The 18,043-nt window shown below is 45.4% G+C and carries 17 protein-coding genes and 1 tRNA gene; all 18 read left to right on the forward strand.

Annotated elements, in window-relative coordinates; genetic code table 11:
- The first annotated feature begins 4 nt into the window (after positions 1-4).
- The 18 genes from D8793_RS05915 to D8793_RS06005 all read left to right on the forward strand — a co-directional run bounded on the left by D8793_RS05915 (position 5) and on the right by D8793_RS06005 (position 17,983).
- Positions 5-241 carry a DUF2829 domain-containing protein gene (locus D8793_RS05915; protein ID WP_061601320.1) on the forward strand — a complete coding sequence of 79 codons (237 nt, stop codon included), beginning with the start codon at positions 5-7 and terminating at the stop codon, positions 239-241.
- Positions 234-932 carry a 3-oxoacyl-ACP reductase gene (locus D8793_RS05920; RefSeq protein WP_005590941.1) on the forward strand — a complete coding sequence of 233 codons (699 nt, stop codon included), beginning with the start codon at positions 234-236 and terminating at the stop codon, positions 930-932. Before D8793_RS05915 ends, D8793_RS05920 begins: the two co-directional genes overlap by 8 nt.
- 205 nt (positions 933-1,137) lie before the next feature.
- Entirely contained in the window at positions 1,138-2,523 is a 1,386-nt protein-coding gene (locus D8793_RS05925) for an amino acid permease (RefSeq protein ID WP_185761045.1), read from the forward strand.
- Positions 2,524-2,668: 145 nt separating this feature from the next.
- Positions 2,669-3,202 carry a DUF177 domain-containing protein gene (locus tag D8793_RS05930; RefSeq protein WP_125371540.1) on the forward strand — a complete coding sequence of 178 codons (534 nt, stop codon included), beginning with the start codon at positions 2,669-2,671 and terminating at the stop codon, positions 3,200-3,202.
- 112 nt (positions 3,203-3,314) lie between these two features.
- Entirely contained in the window at positions 3,315-3,947 is a 633-nt protein-coding gene (gmk, locus tag D8793_RS05935; RefSeq protein WP_185761046.1) for a guanylate kinase, read from the forward strand.
- A 26-nt stretch (positions 3,948-3,973) separates the two neighbouring features.
- Entirely contained in the window at positions 3,974-4,288 is a 315-nt protein-coding gene (rpoZ, locus tag D8793_RS05940; protein ID WP_005590937.1) for a DNA-directed RNA polymerase subunit omega, read from the forward strand.
- 51 nt (positions 4,289-4,339) lie between these two features.
- Entirely contained in the window at positions 4,340-6,745 is a 2,406-nt protein-coding gene (locus D8793_RS05945; protein ID WP_125371541.1) for a primosomal protein N', read from the forward strand.
- A 100-nt stretch (positions 6,746-6,845) separates the two neighbouring features.
- Positions 6,846-7,784 carry a methionyl-tRNA formyltransferase gene (fmt, locus tag D8793_RS05950; protein ID WP_125371542.1) on the forward strand — a complete coding sequence of 313 codons (939 nt, stop codon included), beginning with the start codon at positions 6,846-6,848 and terminating at the stop codon, positions 7,782-7,784.
- Positions 7,774-9,090, forward strand: a complete 1,317-nt coding sequence (rsmB, locus tag D8793_RS05955; protein ID WP_185761047.1) for a 16S rRNA (cytosine(967)-C(5))-methyltransferase RsmB — start codon at positions 7,774-7,776, stop codon at positions 9,088-9,090. Before fmt ends, rsmB begins: the two co-directional genes overlap by 11 nt.
- An 18-nt stretch (positions 9,091-9,108) precedes the next feature.
- Positions 9,109-9,849 carry a Stp1/IreP family PP2C-type Ser/Thr phosphatase gene (locus D8793_RS05960; protein ID WP_045498827.1) on the forward strand — a complete coding sequence of 247 codons (741 nt, stop codon included), beginning with the start codon at positions 9,109-9,111 and terminating at the stop codon, positions 9,847-9,849.
- Positions 9,846-11,732: a Stk1 family PASTA domain-containing Ser/Thr kinase gene (pknB, locus tag D8793_RS05965; RefSeq protein WP_125371544.1), complete on the forward strand. Its 1,887-nt coding sequence runs from the start codon at positions 9,846-9,848 to the stop codon at positions 11,730-11,732. The genes D8793_RS05960 and pknB overlap by 4 nt, the downstream gene beginning before the upstream one ends.
- Before the next feature lie 146 nt (positions 11,733-11,878).
- The gene (rimP, locus tag D8793_RS05970) at positions 11,879-12,367 is read left to right on the forward strand and encodes a ribosome maturation factor RimP (RefSeq protein WP_185761049.1); all 489 of its coding nucleotides are present in this window, start codon (positions 11,879-11,881) and stop codon (positions 12,365-12,367) included.
- Between the two features lie 63 nt (positions 12,368-12,430).
- Complete coding sequence (nusA, locus tag D8793_RS05975) at positions 12,431-13,669, forward strand: transcription termination factor NusA (RefSeq protein ID WP_260471120.1); 1,239 nt, start codon at positions 12,431-12,433, stop codon at positions 13,667-13,669.
- A gap of 11 nt (positions 13,670-13,680) precedes the next feature.
- Positions 13,681-13,977, forward strand: a complete 297-nt coding sequence (gene rnpM, locus D8793_RS05980) for an RNase P modulator RnpM (protein ID WP_045498837.1) — start codon at positions 13,681-13,683, stop codon at positions 13,975-13,977.
- A complete protein-coding gene (locus D8793_RS05985; RefSeq protein WP_045498840.1) occupies positions 13,970-14,269 on the forward strand; it encodes a YlxQ-related RNA-binding protein in 300 nt (99 codons plus the stop codon). Before rnpM ends, D8793_RS05985 begins: the two co-directional genes overlap by 8 nt.
- Positions 14,270-14,285: 16 nt before the next feature.
- Positions 14,286-17,087, forward strand: coding sequence for a translation initiation factor IF-2 (gene infB / locus D8793_RS05990; RefSeq protein WP_125371547.1), 2,802 nt, complete (start codon positions 14,286-14,288; stop codon positions 17,085-17,087).
- Between the two features lie 328 nt (positions 17,088-17,415).
- Entirely contained in the window at positions 17,416-17,766 is a 351-nt protein-coding gene (rbfA, locus tag D8793_RS06000) for a 30S ribosome-binding factor RbfA (protein WP_005590924.1), read from the forward strand.
- Positions 17,767-17,897: 131 nt separating this feature from the next.
- Positions 17,898-17,983 (forward strand) — tRNA-Leu (locus D8793_RS06005).
- Positions 17,984-18,043 lie beyond the last annotated feature (60 nt).

The following is an 18,043-nucleotide window of genomic DNA, read 5'->3' on the forward strand; positions in this document are numbered from 1 at the left end:
AACTATGACATTTGAAGAAATTTTACCAGGCCTTAAGGCCAAGAAAAAATATGTGCGTGCAGGCTGGGGTGGGGCAGAGAACTACGTCCAGCTCTTTGACACGATTGAGCAGAATGGGGTGGCTCTCGAGGTGACACCTTATTTCCTCATCAATGTTTCAGGCGAAGGGGAGGGCTTCTCTATGTGGAGTCCGACTCCTTGTGATGTGCTCGCGACAGATTGGGTAGAAGTAGATGACTAAGACAGTATTGGTGACGGGAGCCAGCTCGGGCATCGGCCGAGCTCAGGCTCTGACCTTTTTGGAAAATGGCTACCGCGTTTATGGGGTAGATAAGGGTGAAAATCCGGGGTTTCTAAATGAACTACGTTTTTTTAAAATGGATTTGACAGAGGATTTGACACCTCTCTTCACTAGCTTGCCTGAAGTGGACATTCTCTGTAATACGGCCGGTATTTTGGACGATTATCGTCCCTTGCACGAGACAAGTGACGAGGATTGGGAGCGGATTTTTGCGCTGAATCTGACCGCAACCATGAAAATCACTCGTTTTTACCTTCAGAAAATGCTGGAGAAAAAGTCTGGTATCATCATTAATATGTGCTCGATTGCCAGTTTTCTGGCTGGTGGCGGCGGTGCTGCCTATACAGCCTCTAAGCATGCTCTAGCTGGCTTGACCAAGCAGATAGCCCTAGACTATGCGGATCAAAATATCCAAGTCTTTGGCCTAGCGCCAGGCGCTGTCAAGACAGCAATGACTGCCGCAGATTTTGAGCCAGGCGGAGTGGCAGACTGGGTTGCTGAGGAAACGCCGATCAAGCGCTGGCTGGCTCCTCAAGAAGTAGCTGATGTCAGCCTCTTTCTGGCAAGCGGTAAGGCAGCTGCTATGCAGGGCGAGATTATCAAAATCGACGGCGGCTGGAGTTTGAAGTAGGGGATTTACTGAGTTTAGGGACATCATCCATGGCCAAATCTACTACAAGAGAGAAGACGATTTTAAGAGCATAGGATGAAGATTAACAGGTCTTAGCATAAAAATAAATATTTTTTCTAACTTTTATAGATAAAAATAAAAGAATTTCTAGCAGAATTGCTTGAATTGTGATACAATAAAGCGATTTGTGAAAGGAAATGATTGAATGAGTGAAAATGAGTTGAAAAATAACGAGAAAACAGAAAAGAACGGGATGAAACGAGGCTTACAAAATCGGCATGTTCAGATTATAGCCATTGCTGGAACCATCGGCACGGGACTTTTCTTGGGGGCGGGGCGCTCGATTAGTTTGACGGGTCCATCTATTATCTTGATTTACATGCTGACGGGGCTTTTCATGTATCTGATGATGCGGGCGATTGGGGAAATGCTTTACTACGACCCTGACCAGCATACCTTTATCAACTTTATTACCAAATATTTGGGAACTGGCTGGGGGTATTTTTCTGGTTGGTCCTACTGGATTTCTCTGATTTTTATCGGAATGGCTGAGATTACGGCTGTTGCCCAGTATGTGCAGTACTGGTTTCCTGACTGGCCAGCTTGGATGATTCAGCTTGTCTTTCTAGCTCTTCTTAGCTTGGTCAATCTGATAGCGGTTCGAGTCTTTGGCGAGGTCGAATTTTGGTTTGCTATGATAAAGATTGTAGCTATTATTGCTTTGATTGCAACGGCTGTTTTTATGGTATTGACAGGCTTTAAAATGCCTCACGGGGTAGCTAGTCTTGGGAATATTGGCCGAGGTTTTCAGCTTTTCCCTAATGGCTTTGTAAGTTTTGTCATGGCTTTCCAGATGGTATTCTTTGCCTATCAGGCCATTGAATTTATCGGGATTACCACTTCTGAAACAGCTAATCCACGGGCGGTCTTGCCAAAGGCCATCAAAGAAATTCCTTTGCGGATTGTCTTGTTTTACGGTGGGTCTCTCCTTGCCATTATGGCCATCATTCCTTGGGAAAAACTAGCAACGGCTGACTCTCCCTTTGTTATCGTTTTTAAGTTAGCGGGTCTCAAATGGGCGGCAGCCTTGATTAACTTCGTGGTTCTGACCTCAGCGGCCTCCGCACTGAACTCGACCCTCTACTCAACAGGCCGCCATTTGTATCAGATTGCTCACGATACGCCCAATCCTTTTCTTGAGAAAATAGGAGCTGGGAAGCTATCTCGGCAAAATGTTCCGCAGAATGCGATTTTGGCTTCGGCTGCTACTATTGCCTTTGCGGCCTTTATCAAGATTCTTCCGGGAGTATCAGACTCCTTTGCTCTGATTACGGCTTCCTCATCTGGTGTTTACATCGCTATCTATGGTCTGACTATGCTGGCCCACCTTAAATATCGTAAGTCACCAGATTTTATGGCAGATGGTTATCTCATGCCAGCTTACAAGTTTCTCAATCCTTTGACCATGCTCTTCTTTGCTTTTGTCTTTGTTACTCTTTTCTTACAAGAGTCAACGGTAGTGGGCGCAATCGGATCAGCTGTCTGGATCGTCGTCTTTGGTCTTTACAGCCAGTTCAAATTCCGAAAATAACCCCTTTGTAGGAAAAACGTGTTGTCTCTCAGTCTAACTGGCTGAGAGATTTTCTTTTTAGTTGTTTCATTGGCTGTTTGGGGTATAGGTATTTGGTCGAGAAAATGATATAATGAAGAAAGAAATAATGTAAAACGAGGCTGAAATGTTAAATATTCAAGAAATTAAGAAAAATGCTGGCGGCTTGCAGTTTGATCAAGAGTTTGATTTGGCGCAAGAGCTACAAGAGCGTAATCGTGAAGTGTTAGATATCCAGAAGATCGTGGCTAGAGGTCAGGCTCAGTATGAAAATGGGCTTTATTTTTTGGATTACACCTTGACCTACAAAATTACCCTCGCTTCTAGTCGCAGTATGGCTCCAGTTGATAGGGAGGAAGCCTACACAGTTCATGAAGTCTTTGCTTCTGTCGAAGATGGATCTGTGCAAAAAGATTTGCTGGAAGATGATTTGGTTCTACCATTTGAGGGAGATGTGATCGATCTGGCAGCCAGTGTAGCGGACAATATTTTGCTTCATATTCCGCTAAAAGTTTTGACTCCTGAAGAGGAAGCTGGTGCGAGTATGCCTACAGGAAATGACTGGCAGGTGCTGACGGAGGAAGACTATCAAAAGCAGCAAATGGAGAAGAAAGAAGCCAACAGTCCTTTCGCCAGTCTTCAAGGCTTATTTGATGAATAAAAGCGTCTAAAATCTAGCAGAATTCTGGAGGATTATCAAGGAAATCTCTTTGAATCTTCTTGAAATATGAGCGCAATTTTGTTACACTAGATAGAAAGACTGTGAAGGAGATATGATGACAGAACGAGGCTTGTTAATTGTCTTTTCTGGCCCCTCAGGCGTTGGAAAAGGGACAGTAAGACGGGAGATTTTTGAGAGTACGGACAATCAGTTTCAGTATTCTGTATCTATGACGACTCGTCCGCAGCGTCCTGGAGAAGTTGATGGTGTTGATTATTTCTTTCGCACTCGTGAAGAGTTTGAGGAGTTGATCCGTCAAGGCCAAATGCTCGAGTATGCAGAGTATGTCGGCAATTATTACGGGACTCCACTCACTTATGTCAATGAGACCTTGGATAAGGGTATAGATGTTTTCTTGGAAATCGAAGTTCAAGGAGCACTCCAAGTCAAGAAAAAAGTGCCCGATGCTGTGTTTATCTTTCTGACTCCGCCAGACTTGGAAGAGTTGAAAGACCGTTTGGTTGGTCGTGGTACAGACAGCGCAGATGTTATTGCTCAGCGGATTGAGAAAGCAAAAGAAGAAATTGCCTTGATGCGAGAGTATGACTATGCCATTGTCAATGACCAAGTACCTTTGGCAGCTGAACGTGTGAAACGTGTAATTGAAGCCGAGCATTTTCGTGTGGACCGGGTCATCGGTCACTACCAAGACATGCTTCCTAAGGATGAAGTAGTTGTTCGTTAATAAAGTTAGAAATTAGGTAAATAGTTATGATGTTAAAACCGTCTATTGATACCTTGTTAGACAAGGTGCCGTCAAAATATTCTTTGGTTATCTTAGAAGCTAAGCGTGCCCATGAGCTAGAAGCTGGCGCTAAGCCAACTCAGGACTTCAAGTCAGTGAAGTCAACGCTACGTGCTTTGGAAGAAATTGAATCTGGTAATGTTGTGATTCACCCAGATCCAGAAGGAAAACGCGAAGCAGTTCGCCGTCGTGCGGAAGAAGAACGTTTGCGTAAAGAAGAAGAAGAGCGCAAGATCAAAGAACAAATTGCCAAAGAAAAAGAAGAGGGTGAGAAAATTTAAGGTTGGGGTTACTCAATCTTATTTTTCGTTTAGGGAAAGCGGGGTGAGAGTGTGAAAGTTGCCAAGGTTATTGTCGATGTTCCTCTGATGCAGACGGATAAACCATACAGCTATGCGGTTCCAGAGGAGTTTTCTGGGATGCTAGAAGCTGGGATGCGGGTGCATGTGCCTTTTGGCAAGGGCGGTCGGTTGATTCAGGGGCTGATTGTTGGCTTGTCTGATGAGGAAGCTAAAGATCTGGCGGGGCATATCGGAGAATTGAAAGATATTGCTGAAGTTCTTGACTTTAGGCCGGTTCTCAATGCCGAGCAGCTCTGGTTAGCCGACCAGCTGCGCCAGTCTGTCTTTTCCTATAAAATTTCCATCTTGAAGGCCATGTTGCCGAGTCTTCTTAATTCCAGCTATGACAAGCTGCTTTATCCAACGGAGCAGCTTTCTTCTGAGGAGCGGCAGGCCATTTTTGGTCAGGAAGCTAGTCTTCGTTTTTCTGATTTGGACAAGAAAAGTCAGTCCAAGCTCATGCGGTTGACTCAGGCTAGTAAGATTCGCTTGGAATACCAAGCGACGGACCGTAAGCATATCAAGACAGAAACTTGGTATCAGGTGGATAGAGAGAAATTGACTCAGTTTCTGCCTTCTGCCCGAGCGAAAAAGCAGCAGGAACTTCAGACTTATCTGCTGGAAAATCCGCAATCAGGTCTTCTCAAAGATTTACGCAAACTCTTTTCGCCTGCAGTGGTCAACATTCTCTTAGAAAAGGAGCTTCTCCATACAGAGGAGAGAGAGGTCAGTCGGTCTGCGGCGCATTTCCAAAAGGAGCGACAGGATAAGAAGCTGGTTCTCAATGAGGAGCAGGCAGCCGCGGTCACTGCGATTTGTGAAAAAATCGGCCAAGCTGACGCTCAGCCCGTTTTGCTAGAAGGAGTGACGGGGAGCGGCAAGACCGAAGTTTATCTCAAGGTGATTGAGGAGGCTCTAAGTCAAGGAAAGACAGCGATTATGCTGGTGCCGGAAATTTCTTTGACTCCTCAGGTGACCGACCGTTTTATCTCGCGTTTTGGTGACAAGGTGGCTATTTTGCATTCAGGCCTATCTGACGGTGAGAAGTACGATGAATGGCGCAAGGTGGAGCGGGGAGAAGCTCAGGTCGTTGTTGGTGCTCGTTCGGCCATCTTCGCTCCGCTGACAAATATCGGAGCCATCATCATTGACGAGGAGCATGAGTCTTCCTACAAGCAGGATTCCAATCCTCGCTACCATGCTAGAGAGGTGGCTCTCCTGCGAGCTCGTTACAATCAAGCTGTCTTGGTGCTGGGTTCGGCGACTCCGAGTTTGGAAAGCAGGGCCAGAGCCAGCCGTGGCGTCTATGACTTTTTGCAGCTGACCAAGCGGGCTAATCCGCTGGCGCAGATTCCTCAGGTTCAAGTGGTGGACTTCCGAGATTATATCGGGCAAAATGAAGCTAGCAATTTCACACCAGTCCTGCTAGAAGCTATTCAGGATCGTCTGGATAAGGGTGAGCAGACGGTTCTCATGCTCAACAGGCGAGGTTATTCCAGCTTTGTCATGTGTCGAGAATGTGGCACGGTGGACACCTGTCCCAACTGTGATATTTCTCTGACCTTGCATATGGATACCAAGACCATGAACTGTCACTACTGCGGCTTCACCAAGGACATTCCGCAAACCTGTCCTAATTGTGCCAGTCGCAGCATTCGCTACTATGGTACAGGAACGCAGAAAGCCTATGATGAGCTGGCGACTCTCTTTCCAGAAGCTCGTATTCTGCGGATGGATGTGGATACGACTCGTAAGAAAGGCAGTCACGAAGAAATCCTAGAGGCCTTTGGTCAGGGGCGGGCAGATATTCTGCTGGGAACTCAGATGATTGCCAAGGGACTGGATTTTCCTAATGTGACCTTGGTCGGTGTCATTAATGCGGACACGGCTCTGAATTTGCCAGATTTTCGCTCTTCTGAGCGGACTTTTCAACTGCTGACTCAGGTGGCAGGTCGGGCAGGTCGGGCTGAAAAAGCTGGGCAAGTATTTATCCAGTCTTACAATCCTCAGCACTATGCCATTGACTTTGCCAGAAAGCAGGATTACGAAGGTTTTTACGCCTATGAAATGGGAATTCGACGGCAGTTGGGCTATCCGCCTTATTACTATACAGTCGGGCTGACCCTATCCCACAAGGATGAGGAAACGGTAGTCAAGAAATCTTATCAGGTCATGGATATTTTACGGAGTGGCCTGTCGGACAAGGTGCAAATTTTGGGTCCCACACCCAAACCCATTGCTCGAACCCACAATCTCTATCACTATCAGATTTTACTGAAGTATCGCTTTGAGGATGATCTGCAAGCTACGCTCAATCGGGTCTTGGAACTAACGCAGCAAGCGGAAAACAAGGACCTGCGGCTCAGTATTGATAATGAACCCCAGAATTTTATCTGATGGCGAAAGTGAGCGAGAGCTATCAGCTTTGCTCGCTTTTTTGATATAATAGAAAGAAAAACAGTCGCAGGTGACGGGATTTTGCGACAGATTTGAGGAAATGACAGTGAAATTAATTTTTATGGGAACGCCTGACTTTTCAGCAACGGTCTTAAAAGGCCTGCTGGAAAGCGAACAATATGAAATTTTAGCGGTAGTTACTCAGCCAGACCGAGCGGTGGGCCGCAAAAAGGAAATCCGCATGACACCGGTTAAGGAAGTGGCTTTAGCTAACGGCTTGCCAGTTTATCAGCCAGAAAAGTTAGCTAAAAGCGCTGAGTTGGAAGAGATTATGAACTTGGGAGCTGACGGCATCGTGACAGCAGCCTTTGGTCAATTTCTGCCTAGCCGTTTGCTGGATAGCGTTAACTTTGCAGTGAATGTCCATGCGTCTCTCTTGCCCAAATACCGTGGCGGAGCGCCTATTCATTATGCCTTGATAAATGGTGACCAAGAAGCAGGTGTGACCATTATGGAGATGGTCAAGGAGATGGATGCTGGTGATATGATTGCCAGTCGAGCAACAGCTATTGAAGAGTCTGATAATGTCGGAACTCTCTTTGAAAAATTAGCTGTGATTGGCCGCGACCTTCTTTTAGAAGTCTTGCCAGCCTATGTGGCGGGAGAGATTCAAGCTCAGCCTCAAAATCCAGAGCTGGTGACTTTTTCACCCAATATCAGCCCAGAACAAGAGCGGATTGATTGGACAAAGACCAGTCGTCAGATTTTCAATCAGGTGCGGGGCATGAATCCTTGGCCAGTGGCCCATACCCTGCTAGCTGGCCAGCGCTTCAAGATTTACGAAGTTAGCCAAGTAGAAGGCAGCGGTCGTCCGGGTGAAATCCTGACGATCAGCAAGAAAGAATTAGTCGTCGCAGCGGGGGAGGGAGCTCTTTCACTAAAGACGGTGCAGCCATTCGGCAAGCCTAAGATGGACATCAAGGACTTTCTCAATGGTCTGGGCCGAAACTTAGCGGTAGGTGATGAATTTGGAAAGTAAGCAAAAAAGAGCCCGAGAGCTTGCTCTTGAAATTCTGGAAGAAGTTTTTGAAGAGGGAGCATATTCCAATATTGCCCTCAACAAAGCGCTGAAACAGAGTACCCTCAGTTCAGCTGATAAAAGCTTGGTTACCGAGCTGGTTTATGGTACAGTTGCTCGGAAAATCACTCTGGAATGGCAGCTGGCTCATTGGGTGGAGGATAGAGACAAGCTAGATGCTTGGCTTTATATCCTGCTTGAGCTCAGCCTTTATCAGATGCTCTATCTGGATAAAATCCCCCAGCATGCTGTTGTCAATGAAGCTGTTGAGATTGCAAAGGGCCGTAAGCGTGGCAGTGAAAAATATGTCAATGCAATCCTGCGGAAAATCGAGCGGGAAGGCGCAGCTGATCCAACTACTATCAAACGCAAGAACAAGCGCTACTCAGTCCAGTACTCTCTGCCAGTCTGGCTGGTCAAGGTGTTGATTGACGAATACGGGGAAGAACGCGCGGAAGCTATCTTTGCTAGTCTCTTTGAGCGCAACAAGGCCAGTATCCGAGTGACAGATTTGGCTCGAAAGGAAGAGGTTAAAGCAGTTCTGGGGGCAGAAACTTCGCTCTTAGCCCCTTCAGCCTTGGTCAAGAAGCAAGGCCATTTTGCTGGTCATGAGTTCTTTGAAAAAGGCTTGATCACTATTCAAGACGAGTCTAGCCAGCTAGTTGCTCCGACCTTGCAGATTGAGGGCCATGAGCAGATTTTAGATGCCTGCAGTGCGCCGGGTGGCAAGGCTGTGCACATGGCTTCTTATCTGACGAGTGGTCAGATTATGGCCTTGGATCTTTACGACCATAAGCTGGACTTGATTCGTCAAAATGCAGAACGTCTAGGCTTGACAGATAAAATCACCACTAAAAAGCTGGATGCGACCAAGGTATTTGAGACTTTTGGACCAAATGCTTTTGATAAAATCCTAGTGGACGCTCCCTGCTCTGGTATCGGTTTAATTCGCCGGAAACCAGACATTAAGTACAATAAAGAAAACGCTGATTTTGAAAATTTACAAAAAATTCAGCTGGATATACTAGACAGCGTTTGTCAAAGTCTACGTAAAGGTGGTATAATAACTTATAGTACTTGCACGATTGTGTCTGCAGAGAATTTTGATGTAGTCAAGCGATTCTTGGACAGACACCCAAATTTTGAGCAAGTTAGACTAGAACATGAAAGAGAAGATATCGTGAAAGACGGCTGTATTTTGATTACGCCGGAATTATACGGAAGCGATGGATTTTTTATCAGTCAATTTAGGAAGATATCAGACTAAGAGGAGGAAACTGACAGTATGGAAATTTCAATATTAACAGATGTTGGTCAAAAGCGGACAAATAATCAAGATTATGCCAATCTTTTTGTAAATCGGGCTGGCAAGACCATGATTATCTTGGCTGATGGTATGGGTGGTCACAGAGCTGGTAACATTGCCAGTGAAATGGCAGTAACAGACCTGGGTGCCGCATGGGTTGATACTCAGATTGACTCAGTAAACCAAGTCCGTGAATGGTTTGCAGAGCATTTGGAACAAGAAAATCAGCGCATCCACCAATTTGGTCAGGACGAAGAATACAAGGGCATGGGCACAACGCTAGAAGCCTTGGCTATCATCGATAATCAAGCCATCTATGCTCATATTGGTGATTCTCGCATTGGCTTGATTCGTGGTGAGGAATATAGCCAATTAACCAGTGACCATTCACTTGTTAATGCTTTGCTCAAGGCTGGACAGATTACACAAGAAGAGGCGGAACGCCATCCGCAGAAGAATATTATCACTCAATCTATCGGTCAAAAAGACGAAGTGCAGCCTGACTATGGCATGATCACGTTAGAAGATGGTGATTACCTTCTGCTCAACAGTGACGGTCTGACCAATATGATTTCAGACAGCGAAATTTATGATATTGTCACTAGCGATATCAGCCTATCTGAAAAAACTGAAACCTTAATTCGCTTTGCCAACAATGCTGGAGGGCTGGATAATATCACAGTTGCTCTGGTTCGTTTTGACAAGGAGGAACAGGAATGATTCAAATCGGCAAGATCTTTGCCGGGCGATATAAAATCATCAAACAGATTGGCCGTGGAGGCATGGCAGATGTCTATCTGGCCCGAGATCTGATACTTGATGGTGAAGAGGTTGCTGTAAAGGTTCTTAGAACCAATTATCAGACGGATCCTATTGCAGTTGCCCGCTTCCAAAGAGAAGCCAAAGCAATGGCGGACTTGGATCATCCTTACATTGTCCGGATTTCCGATATTGGAGAAGAAGATGGTCAGCAATATCTGGCCATGGAATATGTGTCTGGGCTTGACCTTAAGCGCTATATCAAAGAAAATTCTCCACTTTCAAACGAAGAAGCAGTTAGAATCATGGGGCAAATCCTACTGGCTATGCGCCTGGCGCATACACGCGGGATTGTCCACCGTGATCTAAAACCACAAAATGTCCTCTTGACACCAGATGGCGATGCTAAGGTGACAGATTTTGGGATTGCCGTGGCTTTCGCTGAGACCAGTCTGACTCAGACCAATTCGATGCTGGGGTCGGTGCATTATCTCTCGCCAGAGCAGGCACGGGGCTCCAAAGCCACTGTTCAGAGCGATATTTATGCCATGGGGATTATTTTCTATGAGATGCTGACAGGGCATATCCCTTATGACGGAGATAGTGCTGTGACGATAGCTTTGCAGCATTTCCAAAAGCCCCTGCCTTCAATCATCGCAGAAAATCCGAATGTACCTCAGGCCTTGGAAAATGTGGTCATTAAGGCAACGGCTAAAAAGCTGAGCGATCGCTATCAATCCGTTGCAGAGATGTATGTTGATTTGTCCAGTAGCCTATCTTATGACCGTCGAAATGAAAAGAAACTGGTCTTTGATGATGGGGCCAAGGCAGATACTAAAACTTTGCCAAAAGTTCCTCCAATTCCTCAGTCAGCTCCAAGTCCTGTCGCAGAAGCAGTGGCTCCTAAAGTTGCGGCTGATGTGAAGAGAGAGAGACCTGTTTTGAAAGCTCCAGTCAAAAAGCCGAAAAAACGTCATTTAAGAGCTAGATACAAGGTTATGTTTTTAGCTATTCTCTTAGTTTTTGCAGCCTTCTTCTTTCTGATCTACAAGAGTCCTGCCAATACTACGGTTCCAGATGTAGCAGGTCAAACAGTGGCGGAAGCTCGTTCGACCATTACTGCTAAGGGTCTTGAGGTAGGAGAGATCAAGGAGGACTACAGTGATAAAGTGGCGGAAGGTAAGATCATCAAGACAGATCCACCAGCCAATAGTCAACGTCGTGAAAATAGTAAAGTAGATTTGATTGTCTCCAAAGGAGCAAAAACCTTTACGGTAGAAAATTATGTTGGTAAGAAGTCCTCAGAGGCGATTGAAGATCTGAAAAGTACTTACAATATTCCTGAGAAGCTGATCAAGATTGTAGAAGAAGAAAGTTCTGATGCTGAAGAAGGAGTGGTCATCAGCCAAACCCCGGCTGCAGGCTCTTCTTATGATGTGACGTCCAATAAACAGATTACTCTGACCGTTGCTAAAACAGTGACTACTGTTCCAATGCCGGACTTTGGCCATCTCCAAGTTTCCTATGCCTATGCACGGGCCTATCTGGTGGAGATGGGAATTTCTGCGTCTCGAATCGAGCGTGTTATCGATAGTTCTGTAGAGTCAAGTCAAGCTGATTTGGTGATATCCCAGTCTCCAGCAGCGGGTCAAAGCATCAAATTGAAATCAAATACCAAGATTAGGTTCTACGTAACAGATGGCACGGTCACTAGCTCTTCTAGTACAAGTGAGCGAACAGAACCATCATCCTCTTCAAGCAGCACGAGCGAGGAGGAAAGTCACTCTAGCTCTTCGAGCAGCTCTTCGAGCGGCTCTACGAGCGCATCGACGAGCCATCAGTGAGGCAGCTAGTCGCAGTGATCTGATTGAGTCTATTTTAGGCTTTCTAGATAAATAAAAGTATATCCCTTGATTTTCAAGGCAGACTATGCTATAATCATTTTAGTGAATATAAAAGAGAGGCGAGGAAGTATCTTCGCCTCTTGTCTGTGAGGAGGTGCAGTCTTATCGCAACAATTGTTGAATTAGTAAGAGAAGTCATTGAGCCAGCCATCCAAGAACCCTATGAATTAGTAGATATTGAATACGGCAAGATGGGCGGTGACTATGTTCTCAGTGTTTTTGTAGACAAGCCCGAGGGGATTACGGTCAATGATACAGCAGATTTGACCGATATTATCAGTCCTCTGTTGGACTCTATCAAGCCCGATCCTTTTCCTGACCAGTATTTTCTGGAAGTGACTAGCCCAGGCTTGGAGCGTCCGCTGAAGACCAAGGAAGCTGTGGCAGCTGCAGTTGGAAGCTATATCCATGTAAGCCTTTATAAGGCACTGGATAAAAATAAGGTTTTCGAAGGAACGTTACTTGGATTTGAAGACGATGTCTTGCTCATGGAATATATGGATAAAACACGCAAAAAAGAAGTTGAAATTCCATATAGTCTAGTGTCAAAAGCAAGACTGGCCGTTAAATTTTAGTAACAGATCGCAATAATATAATGAAGAAAGGAATACTTTTGCTTCGGCAAAAGTTACATGAAGATGAGTAAAGAAATGCTAGAGGCCTTCCGTATTTTGGAAGAGGACAAAGGTATTAAAAAAGAAGATATTATCGAAGCAGTGACAGAATCCCTTCGCTCTGCTTATCGTCGTCGCTACGGTCAGGCAGACAGCGCAGCCATTGAGTTTAATGAAAAAACAGGTGATTTCCATGTTTATACTGTCCGTGAAGTCGTGGACGAGGTCTTTGACAGCCGCTTGGAAATCAGTCTCAAGGACGCCTTGGCTATCAGTTCTGCCTATGAGTTGGGAGATAAGATCAAGTTTGAAGAAGCGCCAGCTGAATTTGGACGGGTAGCAGCTCAATCTGCCAAGCAGACCATCATGGAAAAGATGCGTAAGCAAACTCGCGCCATCACTTACAATACCTACAAAGAACATGAAAATGAAATCATGTCAGGAACAGTGGAGCGCTTTGATAATCGTTTTATCTATGTCAATCTAGGCACGATTGAAGCACAATTATCTAAACAAGACCAGATTCCTGGTGAAGTCTTTGCTTCTCATGACCGCATCGAAGTTTTTGTCTACAAGGTAGAAGACAATCCGCGTGGTGTCAATGTCTTCGTTAGCCGTAGCCATCCAGAAATGATCAAGCGCTTGATGGAGCAGGAAATTCCTGAGGTTTACGACGGAACTGTTGAAATCATGAGCGTGTCTCGTGAAGCGGGCGATCGGACCAAGGTAGCGGTTCGCAGCCACAATCCAAACGTGGATGCTATCGGAACCATCGTCGGACGTGGTGGTGCCAATATCAAGAAGATCACCAGCAAATTCCACCCAGCCAAATATGATGCCAAAAGTGGTCGTATGATCCCGACTGAGGAAAATATCGATGTCATCGAATGGGTTTCCGATCCAGCCGAGTACATCTATAATGCCATTGCTCCAGCTGAGGTTGATCAAGTTATCTTCCATGCAGAAGACAACAAGCGAGCTTTGGTTGTCGTACCGGATAATAAGCTTTCACTGGCTATCGGCCGTCGTGGTCAAAACGTTCGTTTGGCAGCTCATTTGACTGGCTTTAGAATTGATATCAAGTCAGCCAGCGAATTTGAAGCAATGGAAGCAGCCAACGAGCTTGGTGGATTTGGCCAAGATTATGTACCAGCCGAAGTCGATGCCCTTTCAGCAGGATTTGAAGCAGAAGAGCTGGCAGATGGTACAGAAGTGGCAACTGAAATCGAACTCGAAGAAAGTGAAGCAGTAGCCGCAGAATAAGGGAGGCAGATATGGCAAAAACAAGAAAAATCCCTTTAAGAAAATCAGTTGTGTCAAATGAAGTGATTGACAAGCGTGATCTGTTGCGCATCGTCAAGAATAAAGAAGGTCAAGTATTCATTGATCCAACAGGCAAGGCCAATGGGCGGGGCGCTTATATCAAGCTAGATAATGAAGAAGCTCAGCAGGCCAAGAAAAAACGGGTCTTTAACCGTAGTTTCAGTATGGAAGTAGAAGAAAGCTTCTACGACGAGCTGATTGCCTATGTCGATCACAAGGTCAAGAGAAGAGAGTTGGGTCTTGAATAAAGAAAAACTAGCAAACTTGCTGGGTTTGGCCCAGCGGGCTGGCCGCGTCATTTCAGGAGAAGAATTGGTCATCAAAGCCATCCAAGAAGGAAAGGTTCATCTGATCTTTTTAGCTGAGGATGCCGGACCAAATCTGACAAAAAAGATTACTGATAAAAGCCATTATTACAAGATAGAAGTGTCAACCGTGTTTTCAACACTGGAATTAAGCACTGCGATTGGCAAAGCTCGTAAAGTAGCCGCCATCACAGATGCTGGTTTTACAAAGAAAATGAGGTCTCTTATGCAATAGAAGAGGAGGACAAGAATTGTCTAGAATTAGATTGTACGAAATCGCAAAAGAATTGGGGAAGGAAAGTAAAGAGGTAGTAGCTCGGGCTAAGGAATTAGGCCTAGAAGTCAAAAGCCATTCTTCCAGTGTAGAAGAAGAAGCAGGTCAGCGCATTAAGGCTAGCTTCGCAACTAAAGAAGTTGCTAAGCCTCTTCCAGAGAAAGAAGTGGCAGTCCAGCCCGCACCCAAAAAAGTAGCTGAGAAACCTGCTGCTCCAGTCCAAAAAGAAGTGGCCCCTGTTAAAAAAGAAGAGCCAAAAGTAGCCGACGCACCGGCAGCTGAAGCTCCTGCTAAACCGGCTCCAGCTCGGCCACAAAGTCGAAATTTTAAGGCAGAGCGTGAAGCACGTGCCAAGGAACAAGCAGAGCGTCGTAAGCAGCAACAAAATCGGAAGCCACAAAATTCTGACCAGAAGGAAAGTAATGAGCGTGATCGTCATGACCGCAAGGCTAACAATGATCGCAAAGAGCGTCGCAATGACCGTCGTGATAATCGTGGTCAAGATGGCCGTCGGAATGGTCAGAATCATCAAGGATTTACCGGTCAGAACCGCCCACAGCCTCAAGGTCCCAAAATTGACTTTAAGGCTCGGGCAGCAGCTCTGAAGGCAGAGCAAAATGCGGAGTATGCACGTTCTAGCGAGGAGCGTTTCAAACAAGCTCAAGCAGCTAAAGAGGCACAAGAACGCCAGAATAGACGAAAAGAGCCAGTTCAAGCAGAGACAACAACTGCTGAAGTATTTAAAGCTACTCCGGCTGAAACAGTCCAACCGGCTGCTCCTGCACCAGCACAAGCTGCGGTAGATACTCGTCGTAAAAAGCAAGCTCGACCAGATAAGAAGCGCGATGATTTTGATCGCGAAGAAGAAGGTCCAAGAAAACAACAAAAGAATCGAAATAGTCAAAATCAAGTGAGAAATCAAAGAAACAGTAACTGGAATAACAATAAGAAAAATAAAAAAGGAAAAGGTAACCAGAATCAGGTTCCAAAACCTGTTACAGAACGCAAGTTCCATGAGTTGCCAAGCGAATTCGAATACACAGATGGCATGACCGTTGCGGAAATCGCAAAACGAATCAAGCGCGAGCCAGCTGAAATTGTTAAGAAGCTCTTTATGATGGGCGTGATGGCAACACAAAACCAATCTCTTGACGGTGATACTATTGAGCTCCTAATGGTGGATTACGGTATCGAAGCTAAGAAGAAGGTAGAAGTGGATACGGCTGATATTGAGCGCTTCTTTGTCGAAGAAGGCTATATCAATCCAGATGAATTAGTGGAACGTCCGCCGGTTGTTACCATCATGGGACACGTTGACCATGGTAAAACAACCCTCTTGGATACCCTACGAAACTCTCGCGTTGCGACAGGTGAAGCGGGTGGTATCACTCAGCATATCGGTGCCTACCAGATTGAGGAAAATGGCAAGAAGATTACTTTCTTGGATACGCCTGGACACGCGGCCTTTACTTCGATGCGTGCGCGTGGTGCTTCTGTTACCGATATTACCATCTTGGTCGTAGCAGCTGATGACGGTGTTATGCCTCAGACTATTGAAGCGATTAACCACTCTAAAGCCGCTAATGTGCCAATTATTGTGGCCATCAACAAGATCGATAAGCCAGGTGCCAATCCTGAGCGCGTGATTGGTGAATTGGCTGAGCATGGTGTTATGTCAACTGCTTGGGGTGGAGATTCTGAGTTTGTTGAAATCTCAGCTAAATTCAACCAAAACATCGATGAACTCTTGGAAACAGTACTTCTTGTAGCAGAAATCCAAGAACTCAAAGCAGATCCGACTGTTCGCGCTATCGGTACGGTTATCGAAGCCCGTTTGGATAAAGGAAAAGGTGCAGTTGCAACCCTTCTTGTCCAACAAGGTACGCTGAATGTTCAAGATCCAATCGTTGTTGGAAATACCTTCGGACGTGTCCGTGCTATGACCAATGACTTAGGTCGTCGTGTCAAAGTGGCAGGTCCATCTACGCCAGTTTCTATCACAGGTCTCAACGAAACTCCGATGGCAGGTGACCACTTTGCCGTCTATGAAGATGAAAAAGCTGCGCGTGCAGCCGGTGAAGAACGTGCTAAACGTGCCCTTCTCAAGCAACGTCAAGCTACTCATCGTGTCAGTCTGGAAAATCTCTTTGATACCCTCAAAGCTGGTGAAGTTAAGTCTGTTAACGTCATTATCAAAGCCGACGTACAAGGTTCTGTAGAAGCCTTGGCTGCTTCCTTGCAGAAGATTGAAGTGGAAGGTGTTAAGATCACCATTGTCCACTCAGCGGTTGGTGCTATCAATGAATCCGACGTAACTTTGGCAGAAGCTTCAAATGCCTTTATCATTGGATTTAACGTTCGCCCTACACCACAAGCTCGCCAGCAAGCAGAAGCTGATGATGTAGAAATCCGTCTCCACAGCATTATCTATAAGGTTATCGAAGAAATGGAAGATGCCATGAAAGGAATGCTGGACCCAGAATACCAAGAAAAAATCATCGGGGAAGCCCTTATCCGCGAAACTTTCAAAGTTTCCAAGGTTGGTACTATCGGTGGATTTATGGTTATCAATGGTAAAGTTACCCGTGATTCCAAGGTTCGTGTCATCCGTGATGGTGTCGTGATTTACGACGGTCAGTTGGCTAGCTTGAAACACTTCAAGGATGATGTGAAAGAAGTCACTAACGGCCGCGAAGGTGGTCTCATGATTGACGGCTATAACGATATTCAAGTGGATGATACGATTGAAGCCTATATCATGGAAGAAATTAAGAAATAAGAGAACTCCGCCGAAAACTCCCAGTAAAAAGCATATTGGGTGGAAGTCGATACTTCTATCCCAAGCACCTTTTCACAAAGAGCTTAGAGCGAATTTCATTCAACCAAAATTAAAAATATGAGAGTGGGACAGAAATCGTTAATTCGTTAGAATTCGATTTCGTCGTCCCACCTCCGCACAGTTGAGTAGGGCTGTAAAAGCTGATGAAATCAGCGTAATAGAGCCCACTCAACCACTGCGTCTTGCTCGATAATCCAAAGACAATTGAGAGGCTAGGACTTTTGTCCCAGCCTCATATTGCAGAAGAAAAAATTAGAAAGGAAATTCTATGGCAAATCATTTTCGTACCGACCGTGTAGGGATGGAAATCAAGCGTGAAGTCAATGAGATTTTGCAAAAGAAAGTCCGTGATCCACGTGTCCAAGGTGTGACTATTACCGATGTCCAAATGCTGGGCGATCTGTCTATGGCCAAGGTCTACTATAGTATCATGAGTGACTTGGCTTCGGATAATCAAAAGGCACAGCTGGGCTTGGAAAAGGCAACCGGTACCATTAAGCGTGAACTGGGCCGAAACCTCAAGATGTATAAGATTCCAGACTTGACCTTCGTCAAAGATGAGTCTATTGAGTACGGTAACAAGATTGATCAGATGTTGCGCAATTTAGAAAAACATTAATGAAAAGAGTGAGATGGGGCAGTGTTTACGAGTCCTGTCTCACTTTTATTTTTGAAAATACTTTTTAAAAGTTTTGAAAAAAGGTGTTGACAAGTGGAGATTATCCTGTTATACTAGTAAAGTACTCAATCGCGGGGATGGCGGAATTGGCAGACGCGCAGGACTAAGGATCCTGTGACCGCTTTAGGTCGTGAGGGTTCAAGTCCCTCTCTCCGCATAGGATTAGCTGACTTTGGTCAGTTTTTTTATTTTCTCAAAGAAGCTGAAGATGCCTGAA

The organism is Streptococcus cristatus (genome assembly GCF_003943465.1).
Taxonomy (GTDB): domain Bacteria; phylum Bacillota; class Bacilli; order Lactobacillales; family Streptococcaceae; genus Streptococcus; species Streptococcus cristatus_C.